This is a genomic window from Bacillus sp. AK031, from assembly GCF_053903065.1.
On the sequence record NZ_CP096424.1, the window covers coordinates 1359645 to 1381975 of the forward strand.

A 22331-nucleotide genomic window follows, 5' to 3' on the forward strand; every position below is an offset into this window, starting at 1 on the left:
TTCGGCTATTCAAAATTAGGAGGAACATTCATGATTTCAGTAAACGATTTTCGTACAGGCCTTACAATCGAGGTAGACAACGGTATTTGGCGCGTAATGGATTTCCAGCACGTTAAACCGGGTAAAGGAGCAGCATTCGTACGCTCGAAATTAAGAAACCTGCGTAACGGGGCTATTCAAGAAAAAACGTTCCGTGCAGGCGAAAAAGTGGGCAAGGCTCAAATAGACAACCGCAAAATGCAATATCTTTATGCAAATGGAGATATGCATGTTTTCATGGACACAGAGTCTTATGAGCAAATCGAACTAAATGCTTCTGCGATTGAATATGAGCTGAAGTTCTTGAAAGAAAACATGGAAGTTCAAATCATGATGTACCAAGGTGAGACACTTGGGGTTGAACTGCCAAACACAGTTGAATTGACGGTTACAGAAACGGAGCCTGGTATCAAAGGCGATACTGCTTCAGGCGGATCTAAGCCGGCTACTGTTGAGACAGGATTGACTGTAAACGTTCCTTTCTTCGTAAATGAAGGAGACGTTCTTGTAATCAATACAACTGACGGATCTTATGTTTCCCGTGGATAATACTGATTGATCAAAAGCTGAAGGCCTCAGGCCTTTCAGCTTTTTTTGTTTTTTGGAAGAAAACGATGGCCAACACTTCTTATGTACCCTTGGTTCTTGATGGGACTAAATAGACTATATCATAGGTGGTGAATAATCGGGCATGTAAGAACCATTTGATGTTAAGGAAAGACCAGTGGATGGTGAATAATCCGGCCTTAAAAACCATCTAACTTATTAAGAGAACAAGCAGGTGGCAGAAAACAAGCAATAAAGACCATCTGATGTGAGGAAAATCGAATCAGATGGCAGATAACCAAGCCGTAAAGACCAACTGATGTGAGGAAAACCAAAGCAGATGGTAGATAACCAAGCCGTAAAGACCATCTGATGGCAGGAAAGAACAAGCAGGTGGTAAATAACCAAGCCAATAAAGACCATCTGATGCGAGGAAAACGAAAGCAGGTGATAAATAACCAAGCAATAAAGACCATCTGCCGGCAGGAAAACCAAATCAGATGGCAGAAAACCAAGCCGTAAAGACCATCTGATGGCAGGAAAACGAAAGCAGATGGTAAATAACCAAGCTGTATAAGCCAGCTGATACCAGGAAAACCAAAGTAGGTGGTAAATAACCAAGCTATATAAGACATCTGATGCCAGCAAAGACAAAGCAGGTGGTATTCCCCCCCTCCCTTCTCATCTCAAAAACCATAAAAAACTAAAAATCCATTTCTCATAATGCTGCAGATAATTCAAACCAATTGAAATATCACCTCAGTGATTTCCAAACAAAATTAAGCAGTCCCCTCATTCTCCCATCTTAATCCCCTCTCCGATAAATAAAGTCATATTCTTGCAATCCACGAATACATTTTAATAACAAAAGGCATGTACATTTGAACCAGATAAGCTAGTACGTTCTGCCAGCAAAATGAGGAGGAGGGAATATGGAAGAGATTCTATCAATCGTTCCATCAATCATCGCCGAAAAAATCAGAGCAATGCCAGCCCATATTCAACCGCTGATAGAAGAAATAAGAATCCGGATCGACAGGCCCCTGGAAGTGACAGCCAGAGGCATTCCTTATTTTCTTCCCTATGTTGTGACAAAGAAAGATGGTGATCAGCTGATTAGCAAGCTGGCGAACCATTCGTTTTATACGCTGGAAGAAGAGTTGAAAAGAGGTTATATAACTATCGAGGGGGGCCATCGGGTTGGACTTGCCGGTAAAGTCATCCTGGAGGACGGAAAAGTGAAAGCGATCAGGCACTTAGCTTCCTTCAATATAAGGGTGGCCAGGGAAGCCATTGGAATCGGGGCGCAGCTTACACCGTATTTGTATGATTCCCGTTGGAAACACACCATGATCATCGGAGCTCCGCAGACTGGTAAAACAACCTTGTTGAGGGATATTGCAAGAATCATCTCGACTGGAATTCATGAGAAAAACATACCCCCTTTTAAAGTGGGAGTTGTAGATGAACGGTCTGAGATTGCCGGCTGTGTCCACGGAGTGCCGCAGCTTCAATTTGGACCCAGAGTGGATGTTCTGGATGCTTGTCCTAAAGCGGAGGGCATGATGATGCTTATCCGCTCGATGAGCCCTGATGTCATCATCGTGGATGAAATTGGCCGGCAGGAAGATGGCCAAGCCATACTGGAAGCTGTAAATGCGGGGATTTCGCTGGTCATGACCACTCATGGACATTCATTGGAAGATATCGCAAAGCGTCCGTTTTTAAAGAGAATTATCGATATGAATGTTGTAGAAAGGTTCATTGAATTATCTCGAGGAGAAAATCCCGGTTTAATCAAGAATGTAAGAAATCAAGCGGGAATTTCACTGCTGGAAAAAGTGAGCGTGACATAAATGATTAAAATCATCGGTGCGGTTTTTATTATTCTTTCGACTTCGTGGGCAGGTTTTGAGGCTTCAAGGCATTTGAGCGAGAGGCCGAGACAGTTAAGGATATTAAAGTCTGCTCTTCAAGCATTGGAAGCTGAGATAATGTATGGGCATACCCCGCTGCATGAGGCCGCACGCAAGCTTTCTAAGCAGCTTCAGCGTCCTGTGGCATGGTTTTTTGAAGTATTTGCCCAGAAGATTACGACAGAAGAAACAACCGTAAATGAAGCATGGGAATCCAGTCTGAAAGAGGTATGGAAGCTGACGGCCTTCAAATCAAGAGAATATGAAATTCTGGCACAGTTCGGGGAAAGCCTAGGGAAGCACGACAGGCTGACCCAGCAGAAACATATTTTGCTGACACTTACGCATTTGGAACAAGAAGAGACAGAAGCACTCGAAAAGCAAAAGAGATATGAAAAAATGACGAAAAGTTTAGGGTTTCTTTCAGGCCTGCTTCTCATCATTTTATTGCTGTAATGATCAGGAGGGGAAACGATGGGAATTGATGTTGATATTATCTTCAAGATTGCAGGTGTCGGGATTGTAGTCGCCTTTCTTCACACCATTCTGGACCAGGTAGGAAAGAAAGAATATGCACAATGGGTAACATTGTTCGGTTTTATTTACATTCTGTTTATGGTTGCATCTATCGTTGATGATTTATTTCAAAAAATCAAATCAGTGTTCCTGTTCCAAGGGTGAAAGGGGGAATAGGCCATTGAAATCATACAAGTAGTTGGTATTGCACTCGTATCGACCTTCCTCGCCTTGATTATTAAGGAACAAAAACCAAATTTTGCTTTTTTGCTTGTTGTTTTTGTCGGATGTGCCATTTTTCTTTTCCTCGTCGACCAGATTTATGAAATTATCCGTATGATTGAAAAGCTTGCGGCTAACGCAAACATCAACATGATATACGTTGAAACAATCTTGAAAATTATAGGAATTGCCTATATTGCTGAATTTGCCTCGCATATCACGAAGGATGCCGGGCAGGGGGCATTGGCAGCAAAGGTGGAATTAGCCGGGAAAATTCTTATATTAGCAATGGCAGTGCCGATCTTGACTGTCATCATAGAAACGATCATTAACATGATCCCTAACGTTTAAGAAAGAGCAGCTGCCTTCAGGGGTGAAAATAGTGCGTCATTTATTGCAAATCATTTGTTGTATATTACTACTCTTTATCTTTGGAACAGTCACCGTACAAGCAGAAGGAGAAGACGCAAACGAGAATACCCAGATTGGTGAAAAGATGCTGAACGAACAGCTTGAGAGGTTGGAAATCGATGAATTGAAAATGTATTGGGAAGATATCACCACGCAGTATGGGGGTTTCTTGCCGGAAAGCCAAAAAGGGAGCTTAATCGATTTTATAAAAGGGGACAAGCAGTTCTCCTTCAAAGCATGGTTCACCGGGATGTTCCATTTTGCCTTCCAGGAACTGATCATGAATGGGAAGCTGCTCGGAACACTTATTCTCCTTACGATATTCAGTATGTTTTTACAATCTCTGCAAAACTCCTTTGAAGGAGGAAATGTCAGTAAAGTAGCCTATGCGATTGTCTTTATGGTTCTGATCATCATCGCTCTCAACAGCTTTCATGTGGCGATCGATTATACAAAAGAAGCCATTGGCACCATGATCAACTTCATCATTGCGCTGATACCGTTGCTATTGGCACTGATTGCTTCATCCGGCGGGCTGATATCTGCCGCTTTCTTTCATCCGGTAATCATTTTCCTGATGAATACAAGCGGACTCCTTATACAGAATATTGTACTTCCACTTTTATTCCTTTCTGCATTGTTAAGTATAGTCAGCACCTTGTCACCACAGTACAAGGTAACTCAGCTGGCGAATTTGTTAAGGAACTGGAGTATCGGCCTCCTTGGAATCTTCATGACAGTCTTCCTCGGGGTCATCTCGGTACAAGGAGCAACAGCAGCAGTGACAGACGGGATTACCGTCCGGACAGCCAAGTTCGTTACAGGGAATTTTGTCCCGGTAATCGGAAGGATGTTCACGGATGCAGCCGACACGGTGATTAGTGCATCGGTCCTGTTAAAAAATACAGTGGGAATCGCAGGGGTTGCCATTCTTTTGATGATTGCGGCATTCCCTGCGATGAAAATACTGATGATTGCTTTAATTTACAAACTTGCCGCAGCTTTGCTGCAGCCGCTTGGCGGAGGCCCGGTCATCACCTGTCTCGATACGATCAGTAAAAGCGTCATTTATGTATTTGCTGCACTTGCCATTGTTTCGTTCATGTTTTTTCTCAGCATAACCATCATGATTGCAGCCGGAAATATTACTTTAATGGTCAGGTAAGGGGGGAGAAGATGTCTTTTTTAACAGAATGGATAACAAATATCATCGTGTTCGTCCTGCTGGCAAGTGTCATTGATATGCTTCTCCCCAGTTCGAATATGCAGAAATATACGAAGATCGTTACAGGGCTGCTTCTAATCATGATTATCCTGACGCCGATCATGAAATTGTTGTCATCGGATTTTGAAGAAGCGATAGCTGAGATCAATTTGGATGGTCCAGTGCAAACAGCTTCTGTAGAAAATTTAATAGAAATGAAGAAAAAAGAAATACAAGCCTCACAACGTGCATATATTTTAGAACAGATGGCTGTCCAAATGAAAGATGATGTAGAAAAGGAGATGATAGAACAATATGGATTGAGTGTTAAACACATAGAGCTCGAAGCGGAAGACCTTGAAAATCTACCGGAAAGCATTATGTCAGTTTCCATCGTGTTGGATACCTCCCAAGAAGAAGCAGTCACAGCAATTAAACCAGTAGAAATTGATACTACTAAAAGTGTTCCACAAAATGAAAGCACCAAAGAAATAGGCAGCATGCTTTCAGAGAAGTGGAATATCTCCAGGGACAAACTAGTGATTATGATCGAAGGAGGTGCAGTAGAAAGAGATGAAATCTGATAAAGGTCCGCTCACCATGCTCAAAAACCTTTTCATGAAAGAACGGGATGAGACTCATCAGCCTGATAAGAAGCCAGGCAAGTTCCATTACTTCTTGATAGTCCTGTTGTTCGGAGTGGCCTTCATGCTCATCAGTGATATGTGGGGCAGTAAAAACCAAGAGGCATCACTGGTGATGAAATCGGAAACCGAGACAGCTGAAGACGAAGTGCCGGCTTTTGGAAACAAAGAATCAAAGGATCCAGTAATGAAAGAGTACGAGGACCGGTATGAAAATCAGCTGAAAGAAGCACTCGAACAAATAGCGGGGGTAAGTGACACAACCATTGTCGTCAACGTGGAATCCACAGAACGAAAAGTGTATGAGAAAGACAACTCCTCTCAGTCACAATTGACCAAAGAAACAGATCGAGAAGGTGGGAACCGCTCAATTGAAGACAAATCTTCGGAAGAACAGCTTGTGATCATCAATGATGGTGAGAAGGAGGTACCCGTCTTACTTGAAACTAAAAAGCCTAAAATCAGCGGCGTTCTTGTTGTAGCCAAGGGTGCTGATAACATACAAGTGAAAAAATGGATCATTGAATCTGTTACAAGGGCTCTGGATGTACCGAGCCACCGTGTAGCAGTAATGCCTAAAAATTAAGGGGGACTTAAATATGTTATTGAAAAAGCAAACAGTATGGTTATTGACGATGTTGAGCCTTGTGATCGTTTTATCGGTGTATTACATTACATCTCCGACACAGCAAGCCACAGATATGGCTGCGGTAGAAGGTGATAAAGCAGTTCAAGGGGAAGAGGCAGCACAGCAAAATGAAGAAGCAGTGTCTGAAGGTGAAATGGATATCGTTACCGAAGCAGCTGGTGACGAAGTATTCGAAACACTGCGTATGGAGTTCATGGACCAGCGTTCCAAGAGCATTGAAGAGCTTGAAACAAAAGTAGCTTCAGCTGACCTTTCCATCGAGGAAAAGAATGCTGCATATGAGCAATTGGAACAAATGCAAGAGCTTGAGACAACTGAAACGGTCCTGGAAACATTGATCAAAACAATGGGATATGAAGATGCGCTGGTGAGAGCAGATGGAGAACAGGTTCGCGTAACGGTTAAGGCGAAAGAACATTCCGCTTCTGAAGCGAACAAGATTATCCGTCTGGTAACCGAAGAAATTGGTGCAATGCAAAAAGTGGCGGTTGAATTCCAGCCTGCCAACTAAATAAAACAACAATAGCCGGTACTCCTTGATAAAGGGGGCCGGCTTCTTTTCTAAGAAATTTTTGTTTTTAAGGCTAATTTACTGCTGCTTTTATTAACGAAGGGGGATTGGAGCGGAAATCAATTCTTTTTATCCAGCCACAATATTTGCGAAAAGAGCGAAAGAGTTTTTTTATGTAATTGAATGGTGAAAAGTTTAAAATTCGAAATCGCTTTCACAGAAACTTTAAAAAAATGAAAAAGAAGCTTACAATAGAAAGGGGACAAATTATTTTAGCGCTCAATACGCCGATGGCCTCACGTGAATAAGATTAGTTTCATTATCATATTGAATTTTCACAAGGTCTTATCGTATGATATTAGTAGCTAGTCCTAATTTGATAATTACTCTAAGGGGTGTCATTATGTTAAAGATTCAAGAATTACGCGAGTTGATTAAACTTGTTGATCAATCAAGCATTGATGAATTCTCATATGAACTTGATGGTTCAAAGATCAAAATGAAGAAAAATAAGGCTGTCACGTATGTAGAAGAAAAGGCAGCTGCCAAAACAAATGAAGTACATAAAGCGGAAGAAACTGTTTCGAAACCTGTCCAGGAGGCACCGGTTCAGGCACCAAAAGCCGAAGCGCCTGTTAAAGAAGAGGCTTCTGCAGCACCTGCTGCCGATGAAAACCTTCATAAGATTGTGTCGCCGATGGTCGGTACGTTTTATCAATCTCCTTCACCTGACCAGGATGCCTATGTAAAACAAGGCAGCAAAGTCAGTGATGATAGTGTCGTATGTATTGTTGAAGCAATGAAGCTTTTCAATGAAATCGAAGCAGAAGTGAAAGGTGAAATTGTAGAAATCTTAGTGAAAGACGGTCAATTGGTTGAATACGGTCAGCCGCTATTCCTGGTTAAGCCTGAATAAGGGAGCGATCATTTTATGATAAAAAAGCTGTTAATCGCAAATAGAGGAGAAATAGCTGTACGTGTGATCCGCGCTTGCCGCGAAATGGGAATAGAAAGTGTTGCTGTATATTCCGAGGCAGACAAGGAAGCGCTTCATGTACAACTGGCTGATGAGGCTTATTGTATAGGGCCTACAGCAAGCAAGGACAGTTATTTGAATTTCACCAACATCATCAGTGTGGCAAAGCTTACTGATTGTGATGCTATCCATCCGGGATATGGATTTCTTGCTGAAAATGCGGACTTTGCGGAATTATGCCGTGAATGCAATATCACTTTTGTCGGTCCTTCGCCTGAAGCCATCTCCAAGATGGGGACAAAGGATGTTGCAAGGGAAACAATGAGAGAAGCGGGAGTACCAATTGTCCCGGGCTCTCAAGGTATTGTAAAAGACGCAGAGGAAGCGGTTTCATTAGCAGAGAAGATCGGCTATCCGGTCATTATTAAAGCAACAGCAGGCGGCGGCGGTAAAGGGATTCGCGTTGCCAAAACAGAACAGGAGCTTGTCAAAGGCATAAATATCACCCAGCAGGAAGCTGCAACAGCTTTCGGCAATCCGGGTGTTTATATTGAAAAATTCATTGAAGATTTCAGGCACGTAGAAATTCAGGTGCTTGGGGACAACTTTGGCAATGTCATTCATTTGGGTGAAAGGGATTGTACGATCCAAAGGCGCCTGCAAAAGCTAATCGAAGAAACACCTTCTCCAGCATTAGATGGAGAGACGCGGGCTGAAATGGGACAGGCGGCAGTCAAAGCCGCACAGGCAGTTGATTATTCTGGCGCAGGCACAGTTGAATTCATTTTCGATCATGTCAACAATAAGTTTTACTTCATGGAAATGAATACACGAATTCAAGTAGAACACCCCGTTACGGAACAAGTGACAGGTGTTGACCTTATAAAAGAACAGATTAAAGTTGCTTCCGGTGAAAAACTGTCGTTAAAGCAGCAAGATATCGAATTTAATGGCTGGTCAATTGAATGCCGGATCAATGCTGAAAATCCTGAAAAGAATTTCATGCCTTCTGCTGGTAAGATTGATTTGTATCTGCCACCTGGCGGCCTTGGGGTCAGAGTGGACTCCGCAGCTTACCCAGGATATGTAATTCCGCCGTACTATGATTCAATGATTGCGAAGTTGATCACGTATGGAGCGACTAGAGAAGAAGCGATTGCCAGAATGAAAAGGGCCCTAAGTGAATTTGTCATTGAAGGAGTCCACACGACAATACCGTTTCACTTGAAAGTGCTCGAACATGAAACGTTTGTCAGCGGGGATTTCAACACGAAATTCCTTGAGAAATATGAGGTAATGAAGTCTTAGTGTAAGCTGTGTTATAATAAGTCATAACTATTGGCGAAATCAATGGAGGTGTACATTCATGGCTGAAAATCAAAACCAAAACCAAAGCCTATTGCAAATGTCACAGGGTACCGACGGTTTAGGTAAAATTGAAATAGCACCCGAAGTAATTGAAGTAATAGCAGGGATTGCTGCATCAGAAGTAGAGGGTGTCGCTCAAATGCGCGGTAATTTTGCGAGCGGTGTCGTTGAGAGGCTCGGCAAGAAAAACCATGGCAAAGGCGTCAAGGTTGAACTTGCGGAAGAGGGTATCCAGGTAGATGTTTATTGCATTATGCAATTCGGTGTGTCAATTCCAAATGTAGCTCAAAAAATCCAGGATAACATCAGGCAGGCACTTCTGAATATGACAGCTTTAGAAGCAGACGAAGTTAACATCCACGTAGTCGGTGTGCAGTTTGAGAACCAGAAGACAGAGCCGGAATTTGATGAGGAATAATTCTTAATGAAGAAACCAAAGGCGATGCCTTTGGTTTTTTTGTTGCAAATGTACATTAGTGGATAAATCCCTTTATCATTAGAGAAACCCATTTGGCTTCAGTGAAGAATTAAGGTTGATTGGAGTCGCACGCCTGGAGCGGGAATCACTACTAGGGTCCTTGTTCATTTACAAAAAGAGTGTTTTATGTGTGTCGGATACTGCCTGTCCTACGGCTGATTTTTCAGAATAGCGGATTTTATTAGTGAATGCGTGCTTTGTGCAGTACAGTTATGCTATTATCATTGATATGATGAAATCTGATTAGACTAAAGGAGTACTATGCAATGAAAAGACGTACAGCACGTGAAAAAGCTTTACAAGCATTATTTCAGATGGATATGTCCGGAATGACTGCCGAAGAGGCATTAACAAACGTATATGAAGAATCACCTTCCGATGAATACTTGGATAACCTTGTAAAAGGAACGACAGAAAACAAGGATAAGATCGATGCTCTCATTCGTGAAAATCTTGAAAAATGGTCGTTTGACAGGTTGGCGAAAGTGGACAGAAACATTATGCGCGTAGCCGTTTATGAATTATTGGAAGCAGAAGATGTACCGAATAAGGTTGTTATCAATGAAGCGATCGAAATCGCGAAAACATACGGTGACGACCAATCAGGGAAGTTCATTAATGGAGTTCTTTCCAAAGTGAATGCTGCTATCCAACAGTAAGGAAAGTAAGGGGGAGTTATATGCCCGCGAAAATTATTGATGGGAAGAAAATTGCCAGGCACTATAGGGACTCAATCTCTCGAGAAGTCCAACATTTAAAATCCCTAGGGTTGGTCCCGGGGCTTGCTGTTATTTTAGTCGGTAACAATTCCGCTTCTCACACATATGTAAAGATGAAACGCAGGACGTGTGAAGAAATGGGCATTCATTCTGTATTGGTTGAGTATGACGACAGTGTTAGTGAAAAGGAATTGCTTGAAAAAATCCAGCAACTAAATGAAGATGTATCTATCCATGGCATTCTGGTCCAGCTTCCTTTGCCGGAAGGAATTCAAACTGAAAAAGTAATTGAACAAATCGACCCTTCCAAGGATGTAGACGGATTTCATCCTGTCAACATTGGGAGAATGATGATTGGTGAGGATGCCTTTCTTCCGTGCACCCCGTATGGAATTATGAAAATGCTTCAATATGAAAATATTTCAGTATCAGGTAAGCACGCTGTAATCATCGGACGCAGCAATATTGTCGGTAAACCTGCCGGACAGCTTCTGCTGAAAGAGAATGCAACGGTCACTTATTGTCATTCGAAAACCGAAGGCCTTTCAGCCTATACTTTAAAAGCTGACATCATAATATCTGCAGCCGGAAAGGCGAAACTTGTACATGGCGATGATATAAAACCGGGTGCAGTTGTGATAGATGTGGGAATGAACAGAGATGAAGATGATAAACTGTGCGGTGACATTGATTTTGAAAGTGCCTGGGAAACGGCAGGTTACATAACTCCTGTTCCCGGGGGAGTGGGGCCAATGACGATCACGATGCTTATGTATAACACGGTTAAAGCTGCCAAAAAATACATGAAGAAGCAATAAGAAAGATACATTGCTACGTGCACCCTGCACTTTTTTGTTAAAATAATAGTAATCCAACAGGCTGCATTCCAGAAAAGGAGGCAGCTTTTTGTTAAGTTTAGCTATTCCGTTTTTAATACATACTTGTTAATACCGAAAAAGACATTGAAACATCCTTAATAATATAAGTGTTCAGATAACGAGTGGATATCTTGGCTGGATGAAAAGCCCCTGGGCAGCTGACCAAGATAGATGCAAAGATTAGCGAAAGTGTAAACAAATGGGAGAGGATTAGATGGATAATCAACAACCTCAGTACCTGACAATACAAGCATTAACCAAATACATTAAGAGAAAGTTCGATAAAGACCCTCACTTGTCCGGAGTCTATGTGAAAGGTGAGATATCGAATTTCAAGAGACACTCCAGCGGCCACATGTATTTCACATTGAAGGATGACAGAGCACGGATTCTTGCAGTGATGTTTGCTTCGGCGAATGCTTCAATGAAATTCAATCCTGAAAACGGGATGAATGTGCTCGTAAGGGGAGATCTCTCTGTCTATGAGTCAGGGGGACAGTATCAGATTTATGTTAAAGAAATGCAGCCGGATGGAATAGGAGATCTGTTTCTGGCTTTTCAACAATTAAAGGAAAAGCTCGAGAAGCAAGGGCTTTTTGATGAAGAGAGAAAGAGGGAACTGCCGAGATTCCCCCGGAAAATCGGGGTTATTACTTCCCCGACAGGAGCTGCAGTCAGAGATATCATTACAACCATCAGCCGCCGGTATCCAGTCGGAGAAATTTTAGTATATCCAGCTTTAGTGCAAGGGGAAAGAGCTTCAAAGTCGATAGCGGATTGCATAAAGAAAGCCAACCAAAATAAAGAAATCGATGTCCTGATTGTCGGAAGAGGAGGGGGCTCGATAGAAGAATTGTGGGCTTTTAATGAAGAAATAGTAGCGCTTGCCATATCTCAATCAGCCATCCCCATCATTTCGGCAGTAGGGCATGAAACGGACTTTACAATCGCGGATTTTACTGCTGATATGAGGGCGCCAACGCCAACGGCCGCAGCAGAATTAGCTGTTCCCCATATAGATGAGCTCTTGGAAAGGATCTTAAGCAGAAAGATCATGTTGCTAAGAGGAATGAAAGCAAGACTGAACAGTGAGATGGCAAGACTGAGAAGTGTAAGCACGTCAATTATTTTTAGAAATCCCCGGCGCCTGTATGAGCAAAAAATTGAAGCAGTCGACCATCTGACAGATCAGTTAAACCGGACACAGTTGCAAAGAATGCAAACGAATAGTGACAAGCTAAAGCATTTGGAATCCAATTTACAAAGAATGCATCCTATGAAATTATGGGAAAGGAAAAACGAACAGTATCTTCGCGGGACTAAACAGCTTCAGGCGAACTTTTCCATGATCCTGAAGCAGAAGCAGAATGATTTCAGGAGAAATATCTCAACACTTGAAGCTTTGAGCCCGCTTAAAATAATGGACAGGGGATACAGCTTGGTATATTCCGAGGGGGAGAAGCTGGTCAAAACAAAGAGTTCTGTCAGGGAAGGAGAAAGGGTAACAGTACATCTTCAGGACGGAAAGCTTCATTGTCATATAGATACTATTGAGGAGAGTGAAAATTAATGGCTGAAGAGAAAAAATTGTCATTTGAACAAGCAATGGAAAAGCTGGAGGTTATCGTGCAAAGGCTTGAGGAAGGAGAGGTTCCTTTAGAGGAGGCCCTTCAGCAGTATCAAAAGGGAGTAGAATTATCGAAGTACTGCCATGATACATTGAAACATGCAGAGAAACAAATGACCAAGTTGATGACTGATGAAGGAGAAAAAGAATTCTCTTTGTCTGAGGAGGATAATTCGTGAGCCCCTCTCAAACTTTAGCTGAATTTACGGCAGCTTCTAAAGGCCTGGTTGAAGCCGAGTTAGACCGGGTCGTAGAAAAGCTTGATGCACCTGAGAAGGTGAAGGAAGCAATGGCATATTCATTAAAAGCCGGCGGAAAAAGAATAAGGCCTGTCCTTTTATTTGCAACGCTTCAAGCTTTTGGAAAGAAACCTGAAACGGGCCTTAAGGCCGCGGCTGCACTTGAAATGGTTCATACCTATTCATTGATCCATGATGACCTGCCGAGCATGGATAATGATGATTTGAGAAGAGGAAAGCCTACCAATCATAAAGTCTTTGGTGAAGCGATGGCAATCCTCGCAGGTGACGGACTGCTTACATACAGCTTTGAAGTGATAGCAGGCACTGAAGAAACTGATTCCAAAAAAGTACTTAAACTTGTAAGTCTTCTGGCCAAATGTGCTGGCCCTGAAGGTATGGTCGGGGGGCAGGTTGCAGACATGGAAGGTGAAAACCAGAAACTCAGTGTGGAAGAACTTGAATATATCCATAAGAATAAAACGGGGAAACTGCTCGCATTCAGTGTGGCGGCAGGAGCTATTTTGGCGGATGCGACTGAAAAGCAATTAGAACTTCTTGAAGAGTATGCTTTCCATATCGGACTTGCCTTTCAGATCCAGGATGACATCCTGGATATTGAAGGGAATCAGGATAAAATCGGAAAGCCTGTAGGCAGCGACCAGAATAAATTCAAAAGCACTTATCCAGCTCTATTGACACTGGATGGAGCAAAGGAAAAGCTGCAAAGCCACCTTCAAAGCAGCAAAGATGCCCTTGCTGCTTCTGACCTCGATACTGGGATATTAATGGAGATTGCTGATATGATTGCAACAAGAGATCATTAATTTGCCCCATTTGAGTAAGTGCAGATTTCGTGGTATAATTATTTTAAACTTAATAGGGATGGTGCAGTATTCTAGTCAACCTACCAGTTCTGAAGGTGGGCCTAAAAATCCACTAAAGGGCACATCGATGAAGTTCCTTGTTTCGGCTTGAGGCGCCCAGCCTTGGGTCGAAGCTGGGAGTAAGGCGCAAGGGCGATCCACAATGGCATGTGGGCGTTGACCCTTGCGCCGCGGAGGTTCCGTTTCTAGGCCGGCACAATGCATGAGCAATAGAACGGAGTATAGACCTGCGATGCGGCGACAGCCGCTAGCAGCGTAGCCTGCCTTGAGTGAAGTGTGAGGGGATTATGGTTACAAGGTACACATCAGTTGGCCATTGATATGTGCTTTTTCGCCCATATGAAATCCACTTTGCAAAAGAGGCTAAGAACATGGTTAAAGGTTGCTGAGGAAAACTCCTAGACTGTTCCCGTTTGAGACATATATTGAGGATTATAGTGCGGACTAAGTGGTAATCCAGTCTAACTGCTGGTGACACAGTTAAGTCGGGTTTAAAGGGAAACCGCCGGTATGGCGACATCCGGTATCTGATTGGGAAAACCTACTGGACCTAAGCTGCAATTTTTACTTAATATATGACCATCCCTTTACATAATTTGAATTTGAATACCATAACATAGATTACTATAGAGAAACGGTGCGTGTAACTGCCTGATGAAGGACGTAATGAAAAACTCAATAAAATGGAGTATTAGCATTGCCGTTATCACGTTTGTGTTAGCGGCTCTTTTTTCAATTTTTTCTAATTTGATATTAAATGAGGTTACCTGGGTGATCGGCCTGATGGTCGTGCTTATCATTGTTTTCATAGGTATCTTTTTTGATATGCTTGGGATAGCTGCTACAGCTGCAGATGAAACCCCTTTTCATGCTATGGCTGCCAAAAAGGTTTACGGTGCAAAACATTCAATCAGGATTGTCCGGAATGCAGACAGGTTTGCCAGCTTCTGTAATGACGTAATTGGAGATATATCCGGTATAATAAGCGGTGCAGCTGCAGCGATTGTTCTTATCGGCCTTACCCTTGATTTACAAATAAACAACGGCTCTCCTGTCGAGTATGCATTTAACGTACTTTTAACCAGTTTGATTGCTGCATTGACAGTGGGGGGGAAAGCGCTTGGCAAAACGCTGGCCATCCAATATTCCAAGGATATTATCTTTCAAGTAGGAAAAGTGTTACAATTTGTTGAGGATAAATTTCACATTACCATTATTAAGGATAAAAAAGACAAAAAACGAAAAAAGCGAGAAAAATTGAAACAAAACATTTAGTTATGAAAGTTGGTGAACTGGATGGATCTGTTATCAATTAAAGACCCTTCCTTTCTTAAATCATTATCACAGCAAGAACTTGAATCTTTAAGTAAAGAGATCAGGAAATTTTTAATAGAAACATTATCTAAAACCGGCGGACATATCGGACCCAATCTTGGGGTAGTCGAACTGACTATCGCTCTCCATAAATGTTTTGACAGTCCCAAAGACAAAATCATCTGGGATGTCGGGCACCAATCCTATGTCCATAAAATCCTGACCGGTCGAGCAGGGCAATTTGGCACTCTGAGGCAATATAAAGGTTTATGTGGATTTCCTAAAATGGTCGAAAGTGAGCATGATGTATGGGAAACAGGGCATAGCTCGACATCTTTGTCTGCAGCTATGGGGATGGCGATTGCCCGGGATGTAAAGAAGGAGGACTCTTTCATCATTCCTGTTATCGGTGATGGTGCCCTAACAGGCGGGATGGCCCTTGAGGCATTAAATCACATTGGCCATGAGCAGAAAGATATGATTGTGGTCCTCAATGATAATGAAATGTCAATAGCTCCGAATGTAGGGGCGCTTCATAATGTCCTTGGCCGACTTAGGACAGCAGGGAAGTATCACTGGGTCAAAGATGAACTGGAGTACATACTGAAGCGGATTCCCGCTGTTGGCGGAAAACTGGCTGTGACGGCAGAAAGAGTGAAAGACAGCCTGAAGTACTTGTTCGTATCCGGTATGTTCTTTGAGGAAATGGGTTTTACTTATCTTGGCCCAATCGATGGACATGATTATAATGACTTACTTGAAAACATCCAATACGCGAAGAAGACAGAAGGTCCTGTCATTCTGCATGTTATCACTAAAAAAGGGAAGGGCTTTCATCCTGCCGAATCCGATAAAAAAGGGACGTGGCATGGGACAGGTCCATATAAAATGGATTCAGGTGATTTAATTAAGCCTGTAAACGCTCCTCCGTCATGGAGCGGATTGATCAGTGAAACAGTCCGTAAGTTGGCCAGGGAAGATGAGAGGATTGTGGCAATCACTCCTGCGATGCCCGTCGGATCGAAGCTCGAAGGGTTCGCAAGTGAATTCCCTGACCGCATGTTCGATGTAGGGATTGCTGAACAGCATGCTGCTACAGTATCTGCAGGGCTTGCGACCCAAGGGATGAAACCTTTCCTGGCAATATATTCAACCTTCCTTCAAAGGGCATATGACCAAGTGCTTCATGACATCTGCCGCCAGAACTTGAATGTATTTATCGGTATTGACAGGGCAGGACTTGTTGGAGCTGATGGGGAAACTCACCAAGGGGTGTTTGATATCGCCTTCATGCGCCACCTGCCGAATGTTGTGCTGATGATGCCTAAAGATGAAAATGAAGGCCAGCATATGGTCAACACAGCTGTCAAATACGACGACGGGCCAATTGCCTTAAGGTTTCCAAGGGGAAATGGATATGGAGTGAAGATGGATAAAGACCTGAAAACAATTCCTATCGGAGAATGGGAAGTGTTGAAGGACGGAGAAGACACAGCCATTCTTACATTTGGTACTACAATTCCGATGGCTCTTGAAGCGGCAGAACAGTTGGAGAAGGAAGGGATTTCCGTCAAAGTGGTGAATGCCCGTTTCATCAAACCGCTGGATGAACAAATGCTCACCGATATAATGGGGCAAAATATGCCTATCCTTACCATTGAAGAAGCAGTTCTGCAGGGAGGATTTGGAAGTGCAGTGCTTGAATTCGCCCATGATCATGGGTTCAAAGAGGTTACAATAGAGCGTATTGGTATTCCTGATAAATTTATTGAACATGGCAGTGTCAAAGAATTGTTAAACGAAATCGGAATGACAACTGAGAATGTCATTGACCGTATTCACTCAATGACACCAAAAAAACAAAAAAGGGCTTGAACATGAAAGTAAAAAAACAACGATTAGACGTACTTCTTGTAGAACGAGGATTGGCTGAAACACGTGAAAAAGCTAAAAGGGCTGTTATGGCAGGACTAGTATACAGTAAAGAATCAAGGCTGGATAAACCTGGAGAGAAAGTGAACGAAGACATCCCGTTGATAGTCAAAGGGAATGTCCTTCCGTATGTCAGCAGAGGCGGTTTGAAACTCGAAAAGGCCTTAAAGCGTTTTAATGTAACCGTCGATGGGAAGACGATGATCGATATCGGCTCCTCTACTGGCGGATTTACTGATTGTGCCCTGCAAAATGGAGCCAAGCTGTCATATGCCCTTGATGTCGGTTACAATCAACTTGCCTGGAAGCTGAGGCAGGACGATCGAGTCATAGTAATGGAAAGAACCAACTTCCGGTATGTAAAGCCGGAAGACTTGGAGGCTGATATGCCAAGTTTTGCCACGATTGATGTCTCTTTCATTTCGCTCTCCCTCATTTTGCCGGTGTTGAAAACACTTTTGGTAAAAGACAGTGATGTCATTGCCTTAATCAAACCGCAATTTGAAGCAGGCAAAGAGCAGGTCGGAAAGAAAGGGATTGTCAAGGATCCTAAAGTCCACGAGGCGGTCATACAGAAAATTGTTGATTTGGCTGTAAGGGAAGGATATGATGTGCAGGACTTATCCTTTTCCCCTATCACGGGAGGAGAAGGGAATATTGAATTTCTTATTCACCTTTCGTGGCTTGGAGAAAGAGAATCGGGTCAGAACCATCTTGAATTTTCAATCCCTTCTGTAGTGGAAGAAGCGCAAAGCGAATTAAAGACAAAGTAGAAAGAATAAACCTCGGTTTATTCTTTTTATTTTAGACTATGTTAAATATTGAGGTGTAATCTAAAGGAGAAAAAGGGGGGGAAATACCTTTTTCTCTGCGGAACATCTGCCCGTCAGGTCTAAACGTGATGCTTTTGCATTTGTTATAAGCCTGTTTTTTAAAAGATGCGGTATACTGGGATCATCTAATCTGCTGTAGATTAGATGATAATTTGTCGATTGGAGCGGAAGGCGTGCGACCTCCTGCGGGACTAGCGTGACAGGTGAGACCTAGTGTACGTACCCACCGGAACGTAACCCCGCAGGCGAAGCTGAGGAGGCTTACCGCACGCCTGGAACGGAAATCTCGCTTCCCCGATTCGATGAATAGCACCAAGAATTACAAAAAGTGAAGCGAAATGTCTTTTTTATTGTACTAATAATGCAAATGAGCTAACATGAATGATGAAGTATAAATATACAGCAGTTAAGAGTAAGAGGTGTGAGAGATATGATGAATAAAGGCCAAAGGTTAATCAAAATCAGGGAACTTATTTCAAATCATGATATTGAAACGCAGGATGAGCTCGTTGACAGGTTGAAGAATGCCAACTTCAATGTTACACAAGCAACCGTATCACGCGATATTAAAGAGCTGCATCTGGTGAAAGTGCCGTTAATGGACGGCCGATATAAATACAGTCTGCCTGCAGACCAGAGATTCAATCCGTTGCAAAAGTTGAAAAGAACATTGACTGATGCCTTTGTTAAAATCGACTGTGCAGGACACATGCTTGTTATGAAAACGCTGCCAGGGAATGCAAACGCTATTGGAGCCCTTATAGATAATTTGGACTGGGAAGAAATTCTCGGCACAATCTGCGGTGATGACACATGTTTGATCATTTGCCGCACTGAAAGAGATACACAGAAAATCTCTCAACAATTTCTCGATATGCTTTAATTGAGGTGAATGGGTATTGTTACAGGAACTATCGATAAAGAATTTCGCTATCATTGATGAACTGACTGTCTCAATAGAGGAAGGGCTTACGGTACTGACTGGAGAAACAGGTGCAGGAAAATCCATCATAATTGATGCAGTTCATTTGCTGGTTGGAGGGAGAGGTTCCTCGGAGTTTGTCAGACATGGTGAAAAAAAGGCTGAAATTGAGGGATTGTTCACGTTGGAAAATAAAAATCATCCCTGCTATAGAAAAGCCGAAGAATTTGGAATTGACATTGAAGAAGGAATGGTTGTCCTTAGGAGAGACATTTCCAGCCATGGAAAAAGTGTTTGCCGGATAAACGGTAAACTGGTGACTATTGCCATCCTCAGGGAACTGGGGTCTACCTTAATTGATATACACGGCCAGCATGAGCATCAGGAATTGATGAATGAAACCTTGCATCTTACATTGCTCGATCAGTATGCTGCTTCAGGCTTAAAAATTTCTTTATCTAATTACAAAGAAGTTTTTAGGGAATTTGAATCTGTACAAAGCCGTTTAAAAAAATATAATGAGAATGAACAAGAAATGGCACATCGCCTTGACCTGATTCAATTTCAACTAGCTGAAATTGAGAAAGCTTCACTGGTACCTGGAGAAGATGAAGCGCTTATAGAAGAAAAGAATAAGCTGATGAACTTCGAAAAGCTGTTTCAGTCCTTGCAGAATTGTTACAGCAGCATCCAGGGAGAAGGAAGAGGACTGGACTGGGCAGGATTAGCCATGAGCCATATTGAAGGTGCTGCTGAATTGGACTCTAAATATGACAGCCTGCTGGAAAGCATCTCTAACAGCTTCTATTTACTTGAAGAAGCAGCAGGCACAGTCCGTTCAGAGTTGGATGGTCTTGAGTTTGAGCCCGACAGGCTGAATATTATAGAGAGCCGCTTGAATGAAATCAACACCTTGAAAAGAAAATATGGATCCTCAATCGAAGAGGTCCTTGAATACAGTGCGAAAATTGAAGAGGAAATTGAAACGGTCACGAATAAGGACACTCTTATTCATGAACTGGAAACAAAATTAAAATCACTTGAAAAAGATCTGTATCTCGAAGCAGAGCAGCTTTCGAGCATTCGAAAAAAAGCAGCAAAAAATTTAACAGCAAGGATCCATGAACAGCTGAAAGAACTTTATATGGACAAAACGGCATTTGAAGTCCGGTTCTTGCAAGAGCCTTCTAAAAATGGACAGTTTAAGTACAGGAAGGACGGAGCTGACCAAATTGAGTTCTTCATATCGACCAACCCTGGAGAACCATTAAAGCCGCTTTCAAAAGTGGCCTCAGGCGGAGAACTTTCAAGGGTAATGCTTGCTTTGAAGACGATCTTCTCAAAACATCAAGGCATTACGTCCATTATTTTTGATGAAGTGGACACTGGAGTGAGCGGCAGGGTGGCACAGGCGATTGCCGAGAAAATTTATCAAGTTTCAATTAACTCGCAAGTGATGTGTATCTCCCATCTGCCTCAAGTAGCGGCCATGGCCGATTCCCATCTATATATTGCGAAAAAGTCAAGAAGCGGCCGTACCAGCTCTTCTGTTACCGCACTTAACCAGGAAGAAAAAATCCGCGAAATCGGCAGAATGATTTCAGGAGTCGAATTTACTGACCTTACCAGGGAGCATGCAAAAGAATTGCTCGGCTTGGCTGAATCCATAAAAAGCAAATAAAATAATCTGACTGCTCCTGAGCTGCTGGCTTTGGAGCTTTTTTATGTGGTTTGTTCTAAGAAAAATTTTTTCAATCTCTTACTAAGGGGGAGTGAAGCGGAAGGTATGCGCCTTACTCTGGGGAGCAACAGTGCGGATAAGAGGATCAGGCGTAGCAGAAGAGGCAAACTGCCAGCTGCAGCGGAAATCTTTATCGGCACAGGGTGTAATTATTATGTATAAAAGCGTACAAATTGTGTAAATTTAACCCTATTATATGCTATACAAAAAGTCCTATTCAGCTTTTACTGTATTCCCACTGCTATCCAAAATGGGTAGCTTTTTTTCCTCAAGTCTGGTTATAAATGTTCTGTTTGAAGGCAAAATTAAAACTGTAGCCAACAAAGAAAGTGTGTGTGGATTAGAAGCGAGGAGAGTGAAAAAATGAATTCAGATTTACTCAGGAAATTGATTGGTGGAATTCTCCTTGTTTCACTTTGCTTCATAGGTTTTGTCAAACCTGTTCAACAATATATCCAACTACCAAATAAAATAGTCATGATGCAGGGAGAAGAACTTTCTCTTCCAAAGGCCGCACCTGTATCAGCTATGGCAACTTCTCATTCCAAACTGGCAGTAAGTGATACCAAAGAAGCACTGACAATCCAGGGAGAGAACGTCGGAAAAGAAGAAGTTCTGCTGGAACTTGCAGGCGTTCCTATAAAGAAAGTGGATGTTGAAGTCATTAAAGACTTTAAAGTCATTCCTGGCGGGCAGTCCATTGGAGTGAAACTTAATACTTTAGGTGTACTTGTCGTTGGACACCATCTTGTTCAAACGGAAGAAGGGAAAGTATCTCCCGGCGAGAAGGCGGGGATACAAGTCGGAGATATGATAACAGAAATTAACGGGAAAAAGATTGAGAAACTTGCAGATGTCGCACCTTTTGTTCAAGAAGCAGGCGAGAGCGAGAAAGCTCTTGAGGTTGTACTAAGAAGGGATAAAGACCAAATTAAAACAGAATTGCAGCCGTTGAAAGATACCTCCCAAGAATCGTACAAGCTTGGATTGTATATACGGGATGCGGCAGCGGGAATCGGAACAATGACTTTCTATGATCCAAAATCAAAAAAATATGGTGCTCTCGGACATGTCATTTCAGATATGGATACAAAAAAACCAATCGTTGTTGAAGATGGTGAAATTGTCCACAGTACGGTGACCTCCATAGAAAAGGGCAGCAACGGAAAACCGGGAGAGAAGCTTGCCAGATTCACTGGTGAAAAAGATGTAATCGGCGATATAACAAGAAACAGTCCATTCGGTATCTTTGGTAAGCTGAACAGGGATATAAAGAATGGAATGCTTGATAAGGCATTGCCTATCGCTTTGTCGCATCAAGTCAAAGAGGGGCCGGCCCAGATCCTTACAGTAGTTGATGGGGAGGAAGTCGAACTGTACGATATTGAAATCGTCAGTACGATACCTCAAAAATTCCCTGCCACTAAGGGAATGGTCATAAAAGTAACTGATCCCGGATTATTAGATAAAACGGGTGGAATCGTCCAAGGCATGAGCGGAAGTCCGATCATCCAGAATGGAAAATTAATTGGAGCTGTCACGCACGTATTTGTTAATGACCCAACCTCTGGATACGGTGTCCATATTGAATGGATGCTGAATGAGGCAGGGATTAACATCTACGAAGAAGAAAGAGAAAAAGCAAGCTGACAGACGGTTCACGCCGTCTGTTTTTTGATTTTTTAGTATTAAGGGAAGCACCACCATATGATAAAACGAAAAGCCAGTTATAATGGCATGATTAAAGGGGAAGCACCCC

General features: G+C 42.5%; 24 protein-coding genes. 23 read left to right on the forward strand and 1 reads right to left on the reverse strand.

Going from position 1 to position 22331, the window contains the following annotated elements:
* Positions 1-30: 30 nt before the first annotated feature.
* Complete coding sequence (gene efp, locus M1E09_RS06750; RefSeq protein ID WP_456274078.1) at positions 31-588, forward strand: elongation factor P; 558 nt, start codon at positions 31-33, stop codon at positions 586-588.
* Between the two features lie 197 nt (positions 589-785).
* Here efp and M1E09_RS06755 read toward each other — a convergent pair whose 3' ends face one another.
* Positions 786-1220, reverse strand: coding sequence for a hypothetical protein (locus M1E09_RS06755; protein ID WP_456274079.1), 435 nt, complete (start codon positions 1218-1220; stop codon positions 786-788).
* A gap of 297 nt (positions 1221-1517) precedes the next feature.
* On the opposite strand from M1E09_RS06755, the gene spoIIIAA reads away from it, so the two are divergent.
* From spoIIIAA to spoIVB, 22 genes are all read left to right on the forward strand, one after another.
* Positions 1518-2441, forward strand: coding sequence for a stage III sporulation protein AA (spoIIIAA, locus tag M1E09_RS06760; protein ID WP_456274080.1), 924 nt, complete (start codon positions 1518-1520; stop codon positions 2439-2441).
* On the forward strand, positions 2442-2957 hold the full coding sequence (gene spoIIIAB, locus M1E09_RS06765; RefSeq protein WP_456274081.1) for a stage III sporulation protein SpoIIIAB: 516 nt from the start codon (positions 2442-2444) through the stop codon (positions 2955-2957).
* Positions 2958-2975: 18 nt separating this feature from the next.
* Entirely contained in the window at positions 2976-3182 is a 207-nt protein-coding gene (gene spoIIIAC, locus M1E09_RS06770; protein ID WP_006838772.1) for a stage III sporulation protein AC, read from the forward strand.
* 15 nt (positions 3183-3197) lie between these two features.
* Positions 3198-3590: a stage III sporulation protein AD gene (gene spoIIIAD / locus M1E09_RS06775; RefSeq protein ID WP_456274922.1), complete on the forward strand. Its 393-nt coding sequence runs from the start codon at positions 3198-3200 to the stop codon at positions 3588-3590.
* Between the two features lie 31 nt (positions 3591-3621).
* Positions 3622-4815 carry a stage III sporulation protein AE gene (gene spoIIIAE / locus M1E09_RS06780; protein ID WP_456274082.1) on the forward strand — a complete coding sequence of 398 codons (1194 nt, stop codon included), beginning with the start codon at positions 3622-3624 and terminating at the stop codon, positions 4813-4815.
* An 11-nt stretch (positions 4816-4826) separates the two neighbouring features.
* Positions 4827-5438, forward strand: coding sequence for a stage III sporulation protein AF (gene spoIIIAF / locus M1E09_RS06785; RefSeq protein WP_456274083.1), 612 nt, complete (start codon positions 4827-4829; stop codon positions 5436-5438).
* Positions 5428-6084: a stage III sporulation protein AG gene (gene spoIIIAG / locus M1E09_RS06790; RefSeq protein WP_456274084.1), complete on the forward strand. Its 657-nt coding sequence runs from the start codon at positions 5428-5430 to the stop codon at positions 6082-6084. Before spoIIIAF ends, spoIIIAG begins: the two co-directional genes overlap by 11 nt.
* A gap of 13 nt (positions 6085-6097) precedes the next feature.
* Positions 6098-6658 carry a SpoIIIAH-like family protein gene (locus M1E09_RS06795; RefSeq protein ID WP_456274085.1) on the forward strand — a complete coding sequence of 187 codons (561 nt, stop codon included), beginning with the start codon at positions 6098-6100 and terminating at the stop codon, positions 6656-6658.
* Positions 6659-7061: 403 nt separating this feature from the next.
* A complete protein-coding gene (gene accB / locus M1E09_RS06800) occupies positions 7062-7574 on the forward strand; it encodes an acetyl-CoA carboxylase biotin carboxyl carrier protein (protein ID WP_456274086.1) in 513 nt (170 codons plus the stop codon).
* A gap of 15 nt (positions 7575-7589) precedes the next feature.
* Positions 7590-8942, forward strand: a complete 1353-nt coding sequence (gene accC / locus M1E09_RS06805) for an acetyl-CoA carboxylase biotin carboxylase subunit (RefSeq protein ID WP_456274087.1) — start codon at positions 7590-7592, stop codon at positions 8940-8942.
* 58 nt (positions 8943-9000) lie between these two features.
* Positions 9001-9420 carry an Asp23/Gls24 family envelope stress response protein gene (locus tag M1E09_RS06810; protein ID WP_456274088.1) on the forward strand — a complete coding sequence of 140 codons (420 nt, stop codon included), beginning with the start codon at positions 9001-9003 and terminating at the stop codon, positions 9418-9420.
* Between the two features lie 326 nt (positions 9421-9746).
* Positions 9747-10139: a transcription antitermination factor NusB gene (gene nusB / locus M1E09_RS06815; protein WP_456274089.1), complete on the forward strand. Its 393-nt coding sequence runs from the start codon at positions 9747-9749 to the stop codon at positions 10137-10139.
* A 20-nt stretch (positions 10140-10159) separates the two neighbouring features.
* Positions 10160-11017: a bifunctional methylenetetrahydrofolate dehydrogenase/methenyltetrahydrofolate cyclohydrolase FolD gene (folD, locus tag M1E09_RS06820; protein WP_456274090.1), complete on the forward strand. Its 858-nt coding sequence runs from the start codon at positions 10160-10162 to the stop codon at positions 11015-11017.
* Between the two features lie 274 nt (positions 11018-11291).
* Positions 11292-12647 carry an exodeoxyribonuclease VII large subunit gene (gene xseA / locus M1E09_RS06825; protein ID WP_456274091.1) on the forward strand — a complete coding sequence of 452 codons (1356 nt, stop codon included), beginning with the start codon at positions 11292-11294 and terminating at the stop codon, positions 12645-12647.
* On the forward strand, positions 12647-12883 hold the full coding sequence (gene xseB, locus M1E09_RS06830) for an exodeoxyribonuclease VII small subunit (protein WP_456274092.1): 237 nt from the start codon (positions 12647-12649) through the stop codon (positions 12881-12883). Before xseA ends, xseB begins: the two co-directional genes overlap by 1 nt.
* A complete protein-coding gene (locus tag M1E09_RS06835; protein WP_456274093.1) occupies positions 12880-13770 on the forward strand; it encodes a polyprenyl synthetase family protein in 891 nt (296 codons plus the stop codon). The genes xseB and M1E09_RS06835 overlap by 4 nt, the downstream gene beginning before the upstream one ends.
* Positions 13771-14484: 714 nt before the next feature.
* The gene (locus M1E09_RS06840) at positions 14485-15105 is read left to right on the forward strand and encodes a hypothetical protein (RefSeq protein WP_456274094.1); all 621 of its coding nucleotides are present in this window, start codon (positions 14485-14487) and stop codon (positions 15103-15105) included.
* Between the two features lie 21 nt (positions 15106-15126).
* On the forward strand, positions 15127-17019 hold the full coding sequence (gene dxs, locus M1E09_RS06845; protein WP_456274095.1) for a 1-deoxy-D-xylulose-5-phosphate synthase: 1893 nt from the start codon (positions 15127-15129) through the stop codon (positions 17017-17019).
* A 2-nt stretch (positions 17020-17021) separates the two neighbouring features.
* Positions 17022-17849 (forward strand): TlyA family RNA methyltransferase, encoded by an 828-nt coding sequence (locus tag M1E09_RS06850; RefSeq protein ID WP_456274096.1) that lies wholly within the window; start codon positions 17022-17024, stop codon positions 17847-17849.
* A 493-nt stretch (positions 17850-18342) separates the two neighbouring features.
* Entirely contained in the window at positions 18343-18792 is a 450-nt protein-coding gene (gene ahrC, locus M1E09_RS06855) for a transcriptional regulator AhrC/ArgR (protein ID WP_456274923.1), read from the forward strand.
* Between the two features lie 16 nt (positions 18793-18808).
* Complete coding sequence (recN, locus tag M1E09_RS06860) at positions 18809-20512, forward strand: DNA repair protein RecN (protein WP_456274097.1); 1704 nt, start codon at positions 18809-18811, stop codon at positions 20510-20512.
* A 423-nt stretch (positions 20513-20935) separates the two neighbouring features.
* Positions 20936-22222 (forward strand): SpoIVB peptidase, encoded by a 1287-nt coding sequence (spoIVB, locus tag M1E09_RS06865; protein ID WP_456274098.1) that lies wholly within the window; start codon positions 20936-20938, stop codon positions 22220-22222.
* Positions 22223-22331 lie beyond the last annotated feature (109 nt).